General features: G+C 62.5%; 15 protein-coding genes and 1 pseudogene. 10 read left to right on the top strand and 6 right to left on the bottom strand.

Features of this window, described 5'->3' with window-relative positions; all coding sequences use genetic code 11:
* The first annotated feature begins 112 nt into the window (after positions 1-112).
* Both ABFK29_RS18850 and ABFK29_RS18845 read left to right on the top strand, forming a co-directional pair.
* Entirely contained in the window at positions 113-667 is a 555-nt protein-coding gene (locus tag ABFK29_RS18850) for a hypothetical protein (protein ID WP_005861232.1), read from the top strand.
* Between the two features lie 258 nt (positions 668-925).
* The gene (locus tag ABFK29_RS18845; protein ID WP_005861231.1) at positions 926-1,195 is read left to right on the top strand and encodes an AAA family ATPase; all 270 of its coding nucleotides are present in this window, start codon (positions 926-928) and stop codon (positions 1,193-1,195) included.
* A gap of 68 nt (positions 1,196-1,263) precedes the next feature.
* On the opposite strand, the gene ABFK29_RS18840 is transcribed toward ABFK29_RS18845, so the two are convergent.
* The 4 genes from ABFK29_RS18840 to ABFK29_RS18825 form a co-directional block, all read right to left on the bottom strand.
* Positions 1,264-3,189, bottom strand: coding sequence for a hypothetical protein (locus tag ABFK29_RS18840; protein WP_005861230.1), 1,926 nt, complete (start codon positions 3,187-3,189; stop codon positions 1,264-1,266).
* Positions 3,190-3,198: 9 nt separating this feature from the next.
* Complete coding sequence (locus tag ABFK29_RS18835) at positions 3,199-3,846, bottom strand: abortive infection system antitoxin AbiGi family protein (RefSeq protein ID WP_005861229.1); 648 nt, start codon at positions 3,844-3,846, stop codon at positions 3,199-3,201.
* Positions 3,847-3,860: 14 nt separating this feature from the next.
* Positions 3,861-4,265, bottom strand: coding sequence for a 3'-5' exonuclease (locus ABFK29_RS18830; RefSeq protein ID WP_005861228.1), 405 nt, complete (start codon positions 4,263-4,265; stop codon positions 3,861-3,863).
* 193 nt (positions 4,266-4,458) lie between these two features.
* A protein-coding gene (locus ABFK29_RS18825; RefSeq protein ID WP_085983430.1) for an IS5 family transposase occupies positions 4,459-5,216 on the bottom strand; the annotation gives its coding sequence in 2 pieces (ribosomal slippage) (positions 4,459-4,895 and positions 4,895-5,216; 759 coding nt in all).
* On the opposite strand from ABFK29_RS18825, the gene ABFK29_RS18820 reads away from it, so the two are divergent.
* Positions 5,215-5,841 carry a hypothetical protein gene (locus tag ABFK29_RS18820; protein ID WP_157136552.1) on the top strand — a complete coding sequence of 209 codons (627 nt, stop codon included), beginning with the start codon at positions 5,215-5,217 and terminating at the stop codon, positions 5,839-5,841. The genes ABFK29_RS18825 and ABFK29_RS18820 overlap by 2 nt on opposite strands.
* Positions 5,842-6,486: 645 nt before the next feature.
* Here the strand turns inward: ABFK29_RS18820 and ABFK29_RS18815 are convergent.
* Positions 6,487-7,579, bottom strand: a pseudogene (locus ABFK29_RS18815) (IS5 family transposase).
* Positions 7,580-7,982: 403 nt separating this feature from the next.
* Here ABFK29_RS18815 and ABFK29_RS18810 point away from each other — a divergent pair.
* The 7 genes from ABFK29_RS18810 (at position 7,983) to argE (ending at position 16,949) form a co-directional block, all read left to right on the top strand.
* Complete coding sequence (locus ABFK29_RS18810) at positions 7,983-9,305, top strand: mechanosensitive ion channel family protein (protein ID WP_005861222.1); 1,323 nt, start codon at positions 7,983-7,985, stop codon at positions 9,303-9,305.
* Between the two features lie 447 nt (positions 9,306-9,752).
* Positions 9,753-11,024, top strand: a complete 1,272-nt coding sequence (locus ABFK29_RS18805) for a flavin-containing monooxygenase (protein ID WP_005861217.1) — start codon at positions 9,753-9,755, stop codon at positions 11,022-11,024.
* Positions 11,025-11,039: 15 nt separating this feature from the next.
* On the top strand, positions 11,040-11,468 hold the full coding sequence (locus tag ABFK29_RS18800; RefSeq protein ID WP_005861215.1) for a RidA family protein: 429 nt from the start codon (positions 11,040-11,042) through the stop codon (positions 11,466-11,468).
* Complete coding sequence (locus ABFK29_RS18795) at positions 11,465-12,139, top strand: DUF1028 domain-containing protein (protein ID WP_005861213.1); 675 nt, start codon at positions 11,465-11,467, stop codon at positions 12,137-12,139. The genes ABFK29_RS18800 and ABFK29_RS18795 overlap by 4 nt, the downstream gene beginning before the upstream one ends.
* A gap of 12 nt (positions 12,140-12,151) precedes the next feature.
* Positions 12,152-13,648 (top strand): aldehyde dehydrogenase, encoded by a 1,497-nt coding sequence (locus ABFK29_RS18790; protein ID WP_005861212.1) that lies wholly within the window; start codon positions 12,152-12,154, stop codon positions 13,646-13,648.
* Positions 13,649-13,725: 77 nt separating this feature from the next.
* Positions 13,726-15,795, top strand: a complete 2,070-nt coding sequence (locus tag ABFK29_RS18785) for an FAD-dependent oxidoreductase (protein ID WP_005861205.1) — start codon at positions 13,726-13,728, stop codon at positions 15,793-15,795.
* The gene (argE, locus tag ABFK29_RS18780; RefSeq protein ID WP_005861204.1) at positions 15,792-16,949 is read left to right on the top strand and encodes an acetylornithine deacetylase; all 1,158 of its coding nucleotides are present in this window, start codon (positions 15,792-15,794) and stop codon (positions 16,947-16,949) included. The genes ABFK29_RS18785 and argE overlap by 4 nt, the downstream gene beginning before the upstream one ends.
* Here argE and ABFK29_RS18775 read toward each other — a convergent pair.
* Positions 16,895-17,896 carry a LysR substrate-binding domain-containing protein gene (locus ABFK29_RS18775; protein ID WP_083803486.1) on the bottom strand — a complete coding sequence of 334 codons (1,002 nt, stop codon included), beginning with the start codon at positions 17,894-17,896 and terminating at the stop codon, positions 16,895-16,897. The genes argE and ABFK29_RS18775 overlap by 55 nt on opposite strands.
* Positions 17,897-18,293 lie beyond the last annotated feature (397 nt).

Genomic DNA, 18,293 nt, shown 5'->3' with positions numbered 1-18,293 from the left:
CTGCTGACATTTCGAGCGTTTCGCCGTACAGAATCCCTTTGAACTGACAGGTATTTGCGCCGGTGTGATCTCGTCCCTAAACTGTGGTCTGACGAGCACGGAGGGCACAGGCATGGCCAACTGGTATTCGGCCGACCTGCACTTCGGCCACCACCGCATCATCGACTTCTGCAAGCGCCCCTTCGCCTCAACCGCCGAGATGAACGCGGCCCTGATCGCCAACTTTCAGGCCTGCGTCGCGCATGATGATGACCTCTGGATCTTGGGAGATTTTGCCTTCGGTCGCGCTGCCGATACGGCACAGTTCGAGAGCTGGTTTCACAGCCTGCCCGGCCGCAAGCATCTGATCATTGGCAACCACGACGACGAAGCAGTAATATCCCTCCCCTGGGCCAGCACAGAGTACATGGCCGAGATCCAGGACGGCGAACACAGCCTCGTCCTTTGCCACTATCCGATGATCACTTGGAACGGCGCACGCAGAGGCGCCCTACAGCTGTTCGGCCACGTCCACGACCAATGGGCAGGCTCGCGAAACAGCATAAATGTCGGCGTCGACCAGTGGGGTTTTCGACCGATCCAGATTGAGGAAATGGCAAAGCGGGCAGCCCGTATGCCCGTTAACAAGCATTGGGCGGATGTCGAACATGGAAACGAGCTTCCGTAGACCAATCGAACGGGTGGCAGCGCGAACCAGCTAGTTGAGCGATCGCATGGTGAGCAAGAGCTTGGAGGTTTGATCTCGCAAGGGCAGCTCGCATCGGTGTTGAAAAGCACCAGATAGTTCTGCCTTTCTCGTCAGAGGATTTGCCTCTGCCGCTCAGACCGGTGCTGTTTTCCCTACGAGAATTTATGCTGCTTTGATCCGCGTTTCGGCGCGTCGATCGCTGCGCAGCCCTTCCCCTGTCAAACCCGAGGATGGCCCATGAGCGACCGTTTTTTCGTCGTGACGGGCGGCCCCGGTGTGGGCAAGACCAGCCTGATCACCGAGCTCGCCCGCCACGGCCTTCACACGACCCCCGAATCCGGCCGGGCGATCATCCGCGAGGAGATGGCGCGCGGCGGAGACGCCCTCCCTTGGGCGGATCGCATGGCCTATGCTGAACAGATGCTGGAGCGCGACCTGCGCGCCTACAGCACCGCACAGGCGCTCTCAGGCCCCGTGATCTTCGAATGGCTTCTCGTCATTCCATGACCTACTTGGCGATCTGCCGTCTTCCAGTACCGCCTAAGTATGCCTCCGCACTACTAACGCGACCCACCTCAATCGTCCTTTGACTTTAGGTCACCCACGCGCAGCACAATTTCGACAGTTCCAAACTTCGCCAAAGGGCGCGGGCGCCGTCCGGCACCACCTTCGGCCTTCGCCACGAGCTCTGCCAGCGGGTCACCTGTGCGCAACCCCAGCACCATGTACGTGAGCCATTCTGCGAACGGGCGAGAAGCAGGGCCAACTAGGTGTGCTGGGATTTGAGCGGCGCTCGCTGCATGATGCCGCGCCAAATCCTCGACGAGCTGCGTCGCGACCATAGGTACGCCCCGATCGAGCAGTCCTGGGCATTGGAACAGATAGAAGGATGACCCTGTTTGGCGGATCAGGTCCGTCATCTGTAAAGGGTCCAGCTTGAAGGAACTGGCTAGGCCCTTGTCTGACTGGGTGGGGTCTTTGAGCCGCAGCCGCTTCGCCTGGATAAGTGTAGCGCGCTTGCCGAGAGAACGGTCTTCGAGATACGGATCCACGATCAGGCATAGATCAGCGGAAAAGCCGGGGGGCTCGGCGTCGCCCTTCGGGTTCACCCCCGGCTTACCCTCCTCCGATTTATCGACGGGCCGATACTTCAGATCGATACTCGTATTGCGAGCTGCTCCGGTGGCGCTTGCCGTCGCTCGAAGACCATCTCCCAAGTCGCCAAGGCGAGATTCGAGGCGGGAGAAGAAGCTTCGAAGCAGTCCTTCCTCTCCTTCCTCGCTGTGATCTGAATACTCCTCCGCGAACCTCCTCTCCTCACCCGCCACTGTCTGCTCAATGAGAAGTTCGACGAGCCGGTCGCCAATCCACGTCTTTGGGTATTTGGACGGAATGGGATCCAGACCGATGCTGAAAAGCCCCCGAGCGATAGTGCTGACACTAGGAGTTGGCCAAGCCTCTTCGCTGGTCGATTTGCCAAATACAGCGTGGCGTAACTTGTCGGCCCGGTAACCTACTTCTCGATCTGGATGCTCGGTGAGCGCCTTGACAAAGGCCTCATCATCTGGTTCGACTAGCCGCGTGGCAGCGAATAACGCCAGATCATGCTGCCGCGGCGGGCAGCGGCTGAGTAAAGCTTCTACTGCCGCCCGGCGCAGATCGGCGTCACCACCGATTGCCTTGCGCAAACGCTGGACATAGACGGCGCGAACGTCAGGGCCGGAGGCAGACAGCGCTCCGTCGAGGTCCAGGATCAATTGTGCGACCTCTCTGACCGAGCCGTCGGGCAGTATCACATCCCACGCTGCGCGCCGCATCGCGAAAGTCTCTTCGGTGTCCGGTCCACGTCTCTCCGGGACGGTGCACCTGGTCTCTCCGGCAAGCTCGACTTCATCGTACAGGATCGCGAAAAGCTTAACCCATGACGTCCAGCCGAGCCCACGAGCTGTTGCGGCGATAAGTACGGTCGGTGCGAAGTCGCGGGTAAGTCTCTCCACAGCGGGGAAGGCACGTCTGGCCTGGTTCAGATCCCGGACGACCAAGGCGTTCAGTTCGACGTAGCGATGCCAGCCGGCCAATAACCCTTGCGTCGCTGCCTCAATGATTGCCTCAATCATGGCAGAGGATTGAGTCATCTCAGGAAAGGCCCGGAGGATGTCGCGATTAACGCCGTAATCAGCTATCGCCACCAGCGCGATGTCAACATCGAGTTCGCCTGGGCGCGACTTCAAAAGCGCCTGAAGCGCGTTCGACGCCCCGGCATCATCACCGTGCTGTTTTTTAGCGGTGGCCGCTACCGCAGCCAACGTTGCGACCTCTGCTGCGTCCAACTGTGCCATTACCTCGGGGAGGTTCAGCTCACGCACCACTTGGTCGACCAGTTTTAGATCGACTAAATTTGGCCTTTTGATCGTGATCTTACGCCGACCGATTTCCCGGCTCGGCTCGTGGCGATACAAAATGCTCCAAATGGCAGGACAAGTTTCGACGTCGGCGGTCATCGGGCAATGTCAGGAATACAGTGCAGCAACAATCTGGTCCTCTCCCCAGTATGGATCGATAAAGGGGCATTCGTAGCTCGGCCCCACATGGTCTACCTTCGCAGAGTGAAAGAAGTCCCGGGCTGCGTCATGGAGGTCTTCCGGAATTATCAAAAACGCCGGATCCGTCTCGGAGAAGTCGAGATCTCCAACATGCCGCCATTCCCGCTCCCATTCATAGAGGTACTTTGAGTTTCCATAAGTGCCCGGCAGATCCACGAAGGGTGCAATATTCCAGACGGGCGCATCCGGGGCGTTGGCCGCCGCATTCACCATCGCGTTGATCGACTGTGCTTGGGGCGTGTCCTTGTAGGCGTAAAGGATCGGTCCACCACCACGCTCGACGAGAAACTCCTTTCGAAAACCGATCCCATGCGGACCACGGACGTCCGCCAACCGCTTTAGATGGTGAAGTGGCACCTCGCTGAAGCATACCGACCTGCGCGCCGGAGCAAGCTTGCGACCGGCGCCGAATGTCTTCGCAGCGACGATGCGCCGTTCGAAAAGGATCGAAATCGCGTTGTCGTACGCCGTACTCGGCGGTTCGGCCTTCGCGAAGTGAACCACATATTTCGACATGTCCTTCCATGACGGATCGATGCTTCCGATAAGCGCCATGTCACCTCCCAGGATCAAACAACGTCATGTCTCTGCGTCTTGCAGTCATGAGATGCCAGGAGCGCTTCCAGTTTGCGTGCCGAATTTTTCGGGACTGCTATGACCAGCAGCCGTTTCGCCCTAGACGCAGCCACATAGATCTTCCGGGCATCCTCAGCAGAGTCCTGTGTGCCCTCTCCAGTTTCGAGATGTGCGAATATTTTTTTGGTCTTGTTGCTCGTCATGACCACGCACACCGCCGCGAACTCCAACCCCTTCGCCGAGTGGATCGTGCGCACGGGATGCGAATCCAGCGGCGGGCTAACCAACGCGGCCTCAAGGCCGGAAGTCGACCGCAGGCGCTGCTTGATGGTTGCGGAAGACACGAGATTGGGGGCCAGAACGGCGCGAGCCCTCTCGAGCCACATTTCGGACGTCATGCCAGGGACGATTTTCAGCTTTGACGCGATCTCAATGATCGCGGGCCGCCACGTTGCATCGTCGGCATTCGTGCCGGTAACGTGCCGATGGTACTCGCCCGGTGCCTGGATGTGACCTTGAACCTGGAGTATAGAGCGGTGCAGGGCAATAAGTGCCTGCCGCCGGTTACCTAGGGTCAGGACTCGTTCTCTCTCAAAGCCAGAAGATCACGGTCGCAGCGAGTGCGATCGCTGAGAAGAGGGTCTTTGGGCATCGGTCATAACGGGTCGCCACCCGTCTCCAATCCTTGAGCCTGCCGAACATGATCTCGATCCGGTTGCGACGCTTGTACCTGCGCTTGTCGTACGGGACGGGCGTCTTCCGTTTCGTCCGGCCCGGGATGCAAGGGCGTATCTTCTTGTCTTGCAAGGCTTCTCTGAACCAGTCGGCATCGTAGCCGCGATCTCCGAGCAGCCATTTCACGTCTGGCAGCCCGCCGACCAGCGCACGCGCCCCGATGTAGTCGCTGACGGGGCCGGCAGTCAGGAACAGGTCGATGGGCCGGCCATGGCTGTCGCAGACGGCGTGCAACTTCGTGTTCATGCCTCCCTTCGTCCGGCCAATCAGCCGTCCACGCCCCCCTTTTTCACGCCCAGGCTGGACGCCGTGCGATGGGCCTTCAGATGAGTTGCGTCGATCATCACGGTCGTCTCCTCACCATGCTCGCCCGCCAGCCCGGCCATGATCCGGGCGAAGACGCCTCTATCGCTCCACCGCTTCCAGCGGTTGTAGAGTGTCTTGTGCGGGCCGTATTCCCTTGGCGCATCTCGCCACCGCAATCCATTGCGATTGATAAAGATAATACCGCTCAGAACGCGCCGGTCATCAACCCGGGGCTTGCCGTGCGACTTGGGGAAGTAAGGCTCCAGACGCGCCATCTGCGCATCGCTCAACCAGTAGAGATCAGACATGTTCACCGCTCGTTTTCGAACGGTGAATCACGCTCGCTCAACCAAATCAATGGGTCCTGAACCTAAAATGCTGGATGATCTCCTCAACCGAATGAAAGCTCGGGCGATCCTCCAACCCGATCATGCCCTCCGCAAAGATATGATCAGCCTCTCGCATGCGTCATTTGTGTTGCGGTGCCCCGCAGGTCAAATTCTTCGCTTTCTTGAGGCGGGAGAGCTGCCCGGTTCCTACATCAATACGACCGAGATCGGACTCGCCGGACTGAGAATTAGTCATAGAGAGCTGTTCGCCGCGATACGCCGCCAACAGCGTGCCGATTTGACACTGGAGGAGGTGCGTAAGCGTTTGGCCCTGAGTAGCCGCGAAATCCGGAAAGTGGTTTCAGCTGGGCTGCTTCGGGTGGAGCGACGGCGTCCCAACGGGTTTCATAACGCTGCGGAGTTTGTAACGTGCGACGATTATGAGGGCTTCCTAGAAAGGCTCCAAACACCAAAGACTGCCGCCCAACATCTCGGGCTAACGCCCAGACAAGTGATGGCACTGGTCAGAGCTTCGCAGCTTAGCTCCGTGATTTCAGAGAGTGATGTACGGGTATACGACAGAGAAAACATTCTAAGCCTATAAAGACTCAAGACTTCCACGGATATTGTCAGGTTAGTCCTGCGCTCATCTGGTCGAGAGACCTGTCCGCCTCATCCATCGTGAATGTAAATGAAATCTCGCCCTGCCGCTTGCGCGGCAGGGCGAAGGCATTTCTGGTAGTAGGATGGGGGGGGGAAGCGCGGTGCTGGGCTGCTCAAGGTACCCTGTCTGGGCTTTTGCTCCACGTCTGCGCCCAGCCAGCGGTATTCGGGAAAGAGTGCGACCTGAATCGCAGTCTTATGGGCTTTGGGGTGCAAGAGCGCGGAGGTTCCAGTCTTACCCGAAAAATACTCCAATTTGATTTTGATGCCAAATGGGAAAAGATTCTGGATCAATCACTTGGGAACGTGTCAGATTCCAATCTTAACCGGATATCACATCCATGTGACATTCGCCGAAGATTGGAACCTATCCGGTTCTACTTGGCATCTTGCCCGGGCAAGACTGGCATCAGCTGACATTCCGAACGCCTCACCGTCCATAATCCTTCCGAACTGACAGAGATTTGCGCCCGTATGACCTTGCCCCTAAACTGAAGTCTGACGAACACGGGAGGGCACATATATGGCCGTGGGCGTTTTTGGGCAAATCGGGGTTCGGGCTGAAGGTCCCTTTTCCCGTTGTGCTTCAGGCGATAGCCTCGATCTCGGCTCTGCCGGGGGCCGGGAAGCGGTTCACGATGACGATGCGGATCCGGATTTCGGGGGTCTGACGGTCGGGGGTGGGCCATCGATGCGCCATCGGTCCGAGCGGCAATGGCGAACGGACATGATCCGCTCCCCGAAGAGCTTCAGGCAATTCATCCCTTGGCCAGCAGGGCATTGCACAGCAATGTCCCGAGAGGCTGAGCTTCGACCCGACTTCGGACATGGTAGCGGGCCCACGTCTTCCAGAGCGCCCTGCCGAGGTGTCGCGTCGCGCGCAGGATCTCGTTTCGCGCCAATGCTGCGGGGCAGTCTTCTTTCCAGGCGCGGCCGTTCCGGTGGATCGGTATGACGGCATCGGCGCCGTGCTCGACGATGGCGGGATGGCATCGGCGTGTGTCGGATGCGCCGTCCGTTGCCCGGCAGGGTCATGCGTCGCATGATCCCGAGAGGGGCCGTGACGGTGGCGATCTCCTCGCCCTCGGGAATGTGCGACAGCAGGTCTGGCAGCAGCGGGCTGTCGCCATGGCGGCCTGAGGTGAACTCGACCGCGCGTATGTCGCCGGTTTCCGTGTCCGGGGCGATGTGAACCTTGCGCCATTGCCTCTGGCCGGAGGCGCGATGCTTCCGGGCCGGCCATGCGCCACCGCCACCGAACGTCACCCCCGTGCTGTCCGCTGCCCGGCCGTGCATCGCGCGGTGATGTCACGAGAGGGGATCGGCAGGTTCAAGGGCTTGCCCGAGCGGCGACAGGGGATCTGACCCCGATCCGCGCTTGCCGTCGGCACAGCGCCGAACAGTCCGGAGCCCGCCGGTCGCGCCCAGCCATCCGGATCGGGCTCTCGACCGGCCCGACCGTCTGCAGAAGCGGAAGGCCGAACAGGCCGGGGCTCCGCCCGTTCAGGGCTGAAACGATCCCCCGGATCGTTGCCGAGACGCCCCTCACCCTCCAGCGTCAGGCAGGTTTGGATCGCGGCGTCCGAGAACGTCTCGGGCCGCCCCCGTTTACCGGTCTTTCCGGCGTGCCGGACCGTGTCGGGATCAAACCAGACCCAGAGCGAACCCCGCCGGCGCAGCGCAGTGTTTTATTCGGACCAGTCCGTCGTGCGATAGCGGGAGGGAGAGGGCCTCGGCATGACACCGATCCAACGCACTGGATTCCTACAGTGAATCCTCATCGCTGATATGTGCGACAAGCCCCATGTAGGTCCGCAGAGCACTGGGAGGGCGGAGAGTTGCCGCAGCGAAAGGTTGGCAAACGCCATAGGCATGGCTGGAACCGATCGCGCACCAGCCATGTGGCTGCGCAGTGCCGCCAAGCGATGATCGCCAGGAATGCGACCTCACATCCAGATCAGGTCGTGACGCAGGATGGAAGACTCCGGCCTTTGGCCGATTGATCGTTCGCGTCGCCGGACTGATGCCGATCGACTGCATGTCCTGTTGGCGCCCGCATCGAATACGCTATCTGGGAGAGGTATGAACAAGGTCCTCCTTTGCCTCGCCCTCATACTTGCCCCGTGCCAGGTCTTGGCCCAGGATGTCGTGACCGAGGCGGATGCCTTGCCCACGCTTGCAGTCGAGAACGTACCTGACGACGCGGCCATCGCGACTCGCTTGCGCGCCATACTCGGAGCTCTCGAATTCGAAGGGATCTCGGTCAGCGTCGACGCTGGGGTCGTATCGCTTGCGGGGGACGTCGCAGACCCATCCATCAGCGAGAAGGCCGAGAGCATTGCCGAGCGTCTCGAAGGTGTCGTTGCGGTGAACAACACGCTCACGGCTTCGGATGAGCTCGCCAATCAGATAAATCCCGCGGTTGATCGCTTCCGGGCGCGGGTTGCGCAACTGATCTCCCGTCTACCTTTGCTGCTGCTGGCGTTTGTGGCCTTCCTGATGATCGTCGCGGCGGGCTTCCTCGTGGCGCGAATGCGGTTTTGGGACCGCATCTCGCCCAACGCCTTCATCGCCGAGCTTTATCGGCAGGCGTTCCGCGTGGCCTCCGGGATCATCGGCATCGTGGTTGCGCTGGATGTCGTGGGGGCGGCGGCCCTGCTCGGCACGATCCTCGGCGCTGCGGGGATCATCGGTCTTGCCATCGGCTTTGCCGTCCGCGACACGGTGGAGAACTTCGTGGCGTCCGTCATGTTGAGCCTGCGCCAACCTTTTCGCCCGAACGACCTGGTTGAGATCGAAGGCGACGTCGGCCGCGTGATCCGACTGACCTCGCGCGCGACGATTCTGCTGTCGCTCGACGGCAATCACATCCGCATTCCAAACGCGACTGTCTTCAAGGGCAAGATCGTGAACTACACGCAGTATCCGGCGCGGCGGTTCATGTTCGACATCGGCATCGACCCTGACGCGGATCTCGAGACGACGCGCAGCTTGGCACAGACGACGCTGAAAGCATTGCCTTTCGTACTGGACGACCCGGAAGAGTTGGTCTGGATCGAGAACATCACAGAGTCCGGCGCCATCCTGCGTGTGACTGGCTGGGTCGACCAGACCGCGACAGGCTTTTCCACGGCACGCGGAGACGCCATTCGATTGGTCAAGACTGCTATCGAAGAAGCTGGGGTGGCGATCCCTGACACGACGTATCGCATTCGCCTGGAAGGGGCGGGGCTGTCAGGGGCACCCTCCGAACCGCCACCGCGCAAGGTATCAATGCCGCACGCACCCGCATCATCGCTGGAGCCCTCGGTCCATAAATCGGAAGAAGCGGCGCTGATCCCCCTTGTCGACGCTGAGCGCCAAGACAGCGATGATCTCCTCGCGAGGAGCGCGCCGCGTGAATAGGTGTCAAGCGCCTCCTGCGGATTGGAACTAAGCCACGGTGCGACTGAACCGCTCTCAGCCCCATTGCTGCCGCTTGTGCTGGGCGCAGCATAGCTGCACGCTCTGACAGAAAGGGCGGGAAGCCGACCTTCGCTGCGGCTGGGATGACGTGTAGGTATGGCCCAAGACCGTTTATCCGCCACATTTGGCAGCAATGGTGATCTTGGGCCGTTCGCGTCGTTCCTGCCGTCAGAGTGGGCAATGAGCAGTCGCAGCGTCACGCGGCCAAGGTCGCAACGTGCCGAAAAGCCGGGTCGCAAACGAGGGCCGGATCTGGTTTAGGCTTACCCTAAGCAATGATGATCGAAATCGTAATTTTCTAGTTTGCAGCGACTGCATAAAACCCCTGTATCGCTCCGTTGGTGGGGAGGTTTTGGGCAATCAAATGCAGGGAGTGCGGACGTCCTCATGGAGAAAACAGACACACTGATTGTCGGCGGTGGCCAGGCCGGAATCGCGATGAGTGAACACCTCGGTCGCGCGCAGGTCCCGCATATCATTCTTGAACGGCACCGCACCGCCGAAGCCTGGCGCACCGGTCGGTGGGACAATCTGGTGGCCAATGGCCCCGCCTGGCACGATCGTTTTCCGGGGCTGGAGTTCGAGGACTGCCATCCCGATGCCTTCGTGTCCAAGGACCGGATGGCGCAGTATCTTATCGACTATGCCGCGATGATCGACGCGCCGATCCGGGAAGGCGTCGAGGTTCTCTCGGCAGAGCCTCTTTCCGGAGATCGGGGATTTCTGGTCAAGACCGACCAGGGCGACTTCCAGGCCCGTCGTATCGTCGCCGCCACCGGCGCCTTCCAGCACCCCGTCATCCCGCCACTCGTGCCCGAGACCGCTGGGATCGAGCAGCTGCATTCTTTTCATTACAAGAACCCCGAAGAGCTTCCCGAAGGCGCCGTCATGGTTGTGGGCGCGGGCTCGTCCGGCGCGCAGATCGCGGATGAGCTGAACCGGGCGGGACGCAAGGTGTACCTCTCGGTTGGGCCGCACGACCGGCCGCCGCGCCGTTACCGGGGCCGGGACAACGTCTGGTGGCTGGGGGTTCTGGGCCTGTGGGATATGCCGGCCCCGGCGCCGGGGACCGAGCATGTCACGATTTCCGTCAGCGGTGCGCGCGGAGGCCAGACGATGGACTTCCGCCGTCTGGCGGGGGAGGGCGTCACCCTGACCGGGCTGACGAGCGGCTTCAAGGATGGCGTTCTGGAGTTTGCGGACGATCTGGCGAAGAACGTCTCGGCGGGGGACGCCAACTACCTGGAGGTGCTGGATATGGCCGATGCCTATATCGCGCGCACCGGCATCGACCTGCCCGAAGAGCCTGAGGCGCGCCGGACCTTTCCTGACCCGGAGTGCCTGACCAACAGGATCCGCAAGCTCGATCTGGCCGCCGAGGGCGTCACCTCGATCATCTGGGCCACCGGTTTCCGGCAGGATTTCGACTGGTTGAAGGTCGACGCCTTCGACGAAAAAGGCGCGCCGATCCATCAGCGCGGCATGTCGGTGGCACCGGATGTCTATTTCCTGGGCCTTCCCTGGCAGTCGCGGCGCGGGTCGTCGTTTCTCTGGGGCGTGTGGCACGATGCCAAGCACGTCGCCGACCAGATCAACATTCAACGCGCCTACCAGCGCTACGAGGGCGAGGCTGCTATCGTGCAGCCCGCCGCCGAGTAATCCGAGGAACATCTCATGGCCCACACCCGCATCCGCAAGTTCAATACCGCCGAGACTTACCCAGAGCAGAAGCTCGACAACGATCTGTGCCAAGCGGTCGTCACCCAGGGCGGCAAGACCGTCTGGCTGCGCGGCCAATGCCCGCAGGACCTCGACACGGCGAAGAACATCGACAGCCACGATCCGGTCGAGCAGACGCACAAGGTGATGCAGAACATCAAGCAGCTTATCGAAGAGGCTGGCGGCGAGATGGCGCATCTGGTCAAGGTCGTGGTCTACATCACCGACGTGCGCCACCGCGAGGCGGTCTATCGTACCATGGGCGAATACATCAAAGGCGTGCATCCCGTCTCGACCGGTCTGGTGGTGCAGGCCCTGGCCCGGCCCGAATGGCTGGTGGAAATCGACGGCACGGCGGTCATTCCCGAAGGATACGGCGCATGACCTTTTCCCTCGTTGCGCGTTGCCCCGACACCGGCATGTTCGGCATTGCCATCTCCTCCTCCTCTCCCGCGGTGGCCGCGCGCTGCGCCTATACCCGGGCAGGGGTCGGTGCGGTGGCCTCGCAGAACGTCACCGACCCGACGCTCGGGCCGCTGACGCTCGACCTGATGCAAGGCGGCATGAGCGCCGAGGCCGCCGTCGCCCGCGTGGCGTCGGAGGCGAAGTTCGTCGAGTACCGACAGGTCATGGCGGTGGACAAGACCGGCGCGACGGCGATCCATTCAGGGCCGAACTCGCTCGGGATCTGGACGCAGGCGCAGGCGGAGAACGTCGCCTCCGCCGGCAACCTTCTGGATAATGAGGGCGTGCCGCAGGCCATCGTGGATGCATATCTCTCGGCCACCGGCCATATCGGCGACCGCCTCATTGCCGCCATGCGCGCGGGTCTGGCCGCGGGGGGCGAGGCAGGCCCCGTCCATTCCGCCGGGCTGCAGATCGCGGACAAGGTCGCATGGCCGGTCGCCGACCTGCGCTGCGACTGGACGGAAGATTGCCCCATCGAGGCCATCGCCACCGCGTGGGAGGTCTACAAGCCGCAGCTCGACGCCTACGTCCAACGCGCCCTCGACCCGCGCGCCGCGCCCTCCTACGGCGTGCCCGGCGACGACTGAACAGGGACAGACATGCTCGATCATTCGCATCAGGACTGGGCGGCGCGCGCCGCCATGCTGGATTTGCGCGGCAAGGCCTTCATCAACGGCAAGTTTGTCGAGGCCGCCTCCGGCAAGACCTTCGACAGCATCAATCCGGCCACCGGCGCCGTGCTGACCGCCGTCGCGGAATGTGACGCCGAAGACGTTGACCGCGCCGTCACCGCCGGCCGCCGCGCCTTTGAGGCGGGCCACTGGTCCCGCATGGCGCCCGGGGACCGCAAGGCGGTGCTGTTGAAGCTGGCGGACCTGCTGCGCGCCAATCTCGAGGAAATGGCGCTGCTCGACAGTCTCGACATGGGCAAGACGATCACCGACGCCTCGACCATCGACGCCCCGGGGTCCGCGCATTTCTTCCAGTGGTATGCGGAAGCCATCGACAAGCTCTATGACGAGGTCGCGCCAACCGGCCCGGGCGATCTGGCGCTGGTGCGCCGCGTGCCCCTGGGCGTTGTCGGTGCGGTGACGCCCTGGAATTTCCCGCTGGACATGGCGACGTGGAAATCCGCGGCGGCGCTGGCGGCAGGCAATTCGGTGGTGTTGAAGCCTGCCGAGCAATCGCCCCTCTCTGCGTTGCGGCTGGCCGAACTGGCGGCCGAGGCGGGGGTACCGGAGGGCGTCTTCAACGTGGTACCGGGGTTCGGGCACACGGCGGGCAAGGCGCTTGGCCTGCACATGGATGTCGATTGCCTCGCCTTCACCGGGTCTACCGCCATCGGCAAGATGTTCATGCAATACTCGGGCCAGTCGAACCTGAAACAGGTCTGGCCGGAAACCGGCGGCAAGAGCCCCAACATCGTCTTTGCCGATTGCGAGGATCTGGACGCGGCAGCCGACATGGCGGCCTTCGGCATCTTCTTTAATCAGGGCGAGGTCTGTTCGGCCAATTCGCGGCTCTACGTGGAGCGCGCGATCAAGGACGAGTTCGTGGCAAGGCTGAAAGAGCGCGCCACGGCGATGCAGCCCGGCGATCCGCTCGACCCGGCCTCGAAAATGGGGGCGATCGTCGACGAAAAGCAGACGCAGGGCATCATGCGCTTCGTCGAGGCGGGCAAGGAGACGGCCAACCTCGTGACCGGTGGCGCCCGCGTCACGGTGGACGGCAAGGGCTGTTTCGTGCAGCCGACGATCTTTGACGAGGTGTCGCAGGACGACCCGCTTGCCCGGGACGAGATCTTTGGCCCGGTCCTGTCGGTCATCGCCTTTGACAGCGAAGACGAGGCGGTGCGCATGGCCAACGATTCCATCTACGGGCTCGCGGCCTCGGTCTGGACGGACAACCTCAGCCGCGCCTGCCGCGTGGCGGATCGCCTGCACGTGGGCACCGTGTCGGTGAATACCGTGGATGCCCTGTCGGCGCAGACGCCCTTTGGCGGCATGAAGCAATCGGGCTTCGGCCGCGACCTGTCGCTGCATTCTCTGGACAAGTACACCGCCCTGAAAACGACCTGGATCAAGTACAAGGCCTGATCCGGCCCAAGTTACGAAAGACACCCCGGGTGTGCCGGTCGCGGCCCAGGCCGCACCACGCCCGCGAAGGAGCCCCCATGCGCGACGCCCGCTACGACATTCTGTTCGATCCCATCAAGATCGGTCCCCTGACCGCAAAGAACCGCTTCTACCAGGTGCCGCATTGCAACGGCGGCGGCTATCGCGACCCCTCGGCCGCGGCGGAGATGCGCGGGATCAAGTCCCAGGGCGGCTGGGCCGTGATCTTCACCGAGCAGTGCGAGATGCACCACAGTTCAGAGATCACGCCCTTCATCGAATTGCGCCTGTGGGAGGACAAGGACATCCCGCAGCTGCGCCGGATGTCGGAAAAGATGAAGGAACACGGCGCGCTGGCGGGGATCCAGCTGGCCTATTCCGGCATCAACGGTCCCAACCTGTACACCAAAGAGGTGCCGCTGGCGCCCTCCGCGCTGCCGATCCGCACCTTCACCAACGACCCGGTGCAGGCCCGGGCGCTGTCGAAAAGCGAGATCGGCGATCTGCGCCGCTGGTTCGTGAACGCCGCCAAGCGGTCGCGCGAGGCCGGGTTTGACCTGATCAACCTCTACGGCGCGCATGGGTTCGGCATTTTCCAGCACTTCCTGAGCCGGGCCACCAACCAGCGCACCGACGAATACGGCGGCAGTCTGGAAAACCGGTCGCGCTTTGCACGCGAGGTGGTTGCGGATATTCGCGATGCGGTCGGGGATACGATGGCCATCGCGATGCGGGTTTCCCTTGACGAGAGCATCGGCGATCTTGGGTTCTCCAATGCCGAAGTGCGGGATTTCATCGAGATGAACCGCGACCTGCCCGACATCTGGGACCTGGCCCATGGCGCGTGGGAGGATTGCTCCGGCCCCTCACGTTTCAAGGAAGAGGCGGCGCAGTTCGATCTGGTGAAGGCGATCCACGACTTCACCGACAAGCCCATCGTCGGGGTCGGGCGGTTCACCTCGCCGGACGTCATGGTCAAGATGATCAAGTCCGGCACGCTTGACATGATCGGTTGCGCGCGCCCCTCGATCGCGGACCCGTTCCTGCCCAAGAAGATTGAGGAAGGCCGGATCGAGGACATTCGCGAATGCATCGGCTGCAACATCTGCATCACCGGCGACATGACCATGTCGATCAGCCGCTGCACCCAGAACCCGACCTTCATGGAGGAATGGCGGAAGGGCTGGCACCCGGAAAACATGAACGCCAAGGGCAGCAGCGACAACGTGCTGGTCATCGGCTCGGGTCCCGCGGGGCTGGAGGCGGCCTGGGCGCTGTGCCGACGCGGCTATGACGTGGCGGTGGCCGAAGCCCGCAGCGTGATCGGCGGGCGGGTCACCCGCGAACGCGCGCTGCCTGGCCTTTCGGCCTGGGGCCGCGTGGTGGATTACCGCGACTACCAGCTCTCGCAGCGCCCGAACGTCGAGATCTACCGCGAAAGCGCGCTCGACGCCGAAAGCGTGCTCGAGTTCGGCTTCCAGAACATCGCCATCGCGACCGGCTCCACCTGGCGGCGCGACGGGGTCTCGCGGCAACACGTGGTGCCGATGCCGATTGCCGAAGGCGCCAAGGTCTATACCCCCGATGACCTCATGGACGGGACCGTGCCCGGCGGTAACGTGGTTATCTATGACGACGATCACTACTACATGGGCGGCGTGCTCGCGGAACTGCTGGTCAAGCAGGGCGCGAAGGTGACGCTGATCACGCCCTCGGCCTACGTGTCCGACTGGACGAACAACACGCTTGAACAGGCGACCATCCACGCCCGGCTTGACGAGATGGGCGTCGACATCGTGCTCAACCGCGGCGTGGCCTCCATCGCCACCGATCATGTCGTCAGCAATTGCGTCTATACCGGCAAGACCCGGCCCTATGAGTGCGACGCCGTGGTCATGGTGGCCTCGCGCACCGGCAATGACCAGTTGTTCCTGGATCTCACCGCGCGGCAGGCGGAATGGGCGGATGCGGGCATCCGGTCGGTCAAGATCTTTGGCGATGCGGAAGCCTCGGGGCCGATTGCCTGGGCCACCTATGCCGGTCATCGCTATGCGCGGGAACTTGACGGTGAGGATATCGGGGACGACCTGCCCTTCCGCCGGGAGATCACCGAACTGGCGGCAGAATGACACCGCATTCCTCGACGCTCGATATCCTGGCGCGCCTGATTTCCTTTCCCACGGTCAGCGCCGAGAGCAACCTCGCGCTGATCGACTGTGCCGAGGGACTGTTGGCAGCGGCGGGGTTCACGACCCAAAGGATCCCCGATCCCGAGCTTGCCAAATCCGGCCTCGTCGCCCGCATCGGGCCGGATGGGCCGGGGGGCGTTCTTCTGTCGGCGCACAGCGATGTGGTCCCGGTCGAGGGGCAGGCCTGGACGCGGGCCCCCTTCGAGATGACGCGCGAGGGCGACAGGGTGTTCGGTCGCGGCACGACCGACATGAAGGGATACCTCGCGTCGATGTTGTCGCTGGCGCAGCGGGTCGAGGCAAATCGCCTGACCGCCCCCCTGATGCTGGTCATCTCCTATGACGAAGAGATCGGCTGCCAGGGCATGCGCAAGATGGCCCCTGCCTTAGAGGATCTGGGATGGACGCCCGAGCTTTGCATCGTGGGCGAGCCAACCTCGATGCGCGTGGCAACCGGGCACAAGGGCAAGGCTGCGCTGCGGGCCGCCTGCCACGGGGAGGCGGGGCACTCTGCGCTGGCGCCCAAATACGTCAACGCGCTGCACCTGGCAGCGGAGTTCATCGCGGCACTTAAGGGGCTTCAGGAGAGTTACGCAGCCTCGGGCGCGAAAGACAGTGCCTATGACGTGCCCTATAGCACTGTCCACGCCGGAACCCTCCACGGCGGAACGGCCCTGAACATCGTGCCGCAACAGGCGGTCATCGACTTCGAGCTGCGCCATCTGCCGCAGGATGCGTTGCCGGATTTTCTGAACCGCCTGACCGCCGAGACCGATCGCATCTGCGCACCCTACCGCAAGCACTTCGCGGGCGCGGGCATCGACATCGCGGTGACCAACACCTACCCCGGCCTCGACATCTCGTCCGGCCACCCCGCCGTTCAGCGCGTCGCGCGCCTGTGCGGATCGGACGAATTGACCAAGGTCGCCTTCGGAACAGAGGCAGGCTTCTTCGCAGGCATGGGGTTCCCCACCGTGGTCTGCGGCCCCGGCAGCATGGAGGCGCAGGGGCATAAGGCGGATGAATACGTCACCCTGGCTCAGCTTGGGCAATGCGATGCGATGATGGACCGGCTGGCGGCCGAGCTCTGCTGACATCCAGTTGCGCGCCCGGTCGGGTTGAGCTGCAACCGATCAGCTTGATCTTCGATCCAGCGTTGCGCATGGCCGAAGAAGGTCTTGTGCAGCTGCGTGTGGTTTGACCCGGCACTGGTGAGAATGCCCAGTTTCATCGCCCGCTGTCCGCCGGAAAGGGGGACATAACGGATCGGTTTGCGGTCGGGCGCAAGGTCGCTCTGCGGGCGCACGTTGATGATCGAATAGCCAAAGCCGTTCGCCACCAACCCGCGCATCACCGCCATGTCCCGAGTCCGCTCGGCGATGTTGGCGCGCAACCCGTGGTCGGTGAAGAACGACATGAAATACTCGGCGCTATGCGGCAGGTCGAGCAGAACCATCGGATGCGGCGCCAACTGGTCGATGGAGATTTCCGGCAGATGCGCCAGCGGATGCGTCTCGTAGAGGGCGACCATCGGCGGAAGGTCGAGGATCGGAATGAAGGTCAAGTCGCGCGGAAGATCCAGATCATAGGTCAGTGCAAGGTCGATCCTCGCCTGCCGTTGCAGGCTGAAGAGCCCCGATTGGTCGGCCTCGATCTGGCTGGTGCGCACCTCGGGATGCTCCTGCACAAAGCTCTGCCGCAGCCCCGGCACCACGATCTGGGCAAAGGTGCTGAGGCAGCCGATCGCCAGAGAGCCGCGCACGCTGCCCGAAAGATCGCCGGCCATGTCGTTGATCGCGCCGGCCTGCCGCAGCACCAGTCGCGCCTGATCGAGGATCTGAAGGCCCGCTGCCGTCGGCGTCATCCCCTGGGCGTGGTGGCGAATGAAAAGCTGGACCCCCAGCTCTACTTCCAACTGCGAAATCCCCGCCGAGACCGAGGGCGAGGACACGTTCAGCCGCTGTGACGCGCCCGCAATGCTGCCGGTTTCGCCAACACCAACGAAATACTCCAATTGTCTGAGGCTGAAACGCAGTGGCATGTCTTGTGTCGCCCTCCCGAGGGTCCTCGTCGGTTCTCTGCCCGCGTCGCCGTCCAGGCGCAGGGTTGTGTGGCCAGCGGCAGCTTGGGCCTGGCGCATGTCAGATGGCGCGCGTGGTGGGTAACCGTCAATGGGCTTGAGCCGGGGACATGCGCAGGACCATCCCGAGCCGGTCGTGCGCACTTTTTGACACCAAAGATGTATGTTTTTTAGGCAGTGCACATCAACAGGCCAGGGGGCCTCAGTCTGCGGGATGCTGCCCTAGCACGCAGGGAAACAACTTATTTCCCAACAATACGACAACTTATGCGGCCTGTCGCGATGTCCCGCCGTCTCGCTTAGGCGGGACCTAACCAGCACTTCCGCAAGTTCTCATTTATTAACGAAACACGCCTGA

The sequence above is a fragment of the Sagittula stellata E-37 genome (assembly GCF_039724765.1).
GTDB lineage: Bacteria > Pseudomonadota > Alphaproteobacteria > Rhodobacterales > Rhodobacteraceae > Sagittula > Sagittula stellata.
Note: the sequence above shows the minus strand (reverse complement) of the source record. Positions and strands in the feature narration are given on the sequence as shown.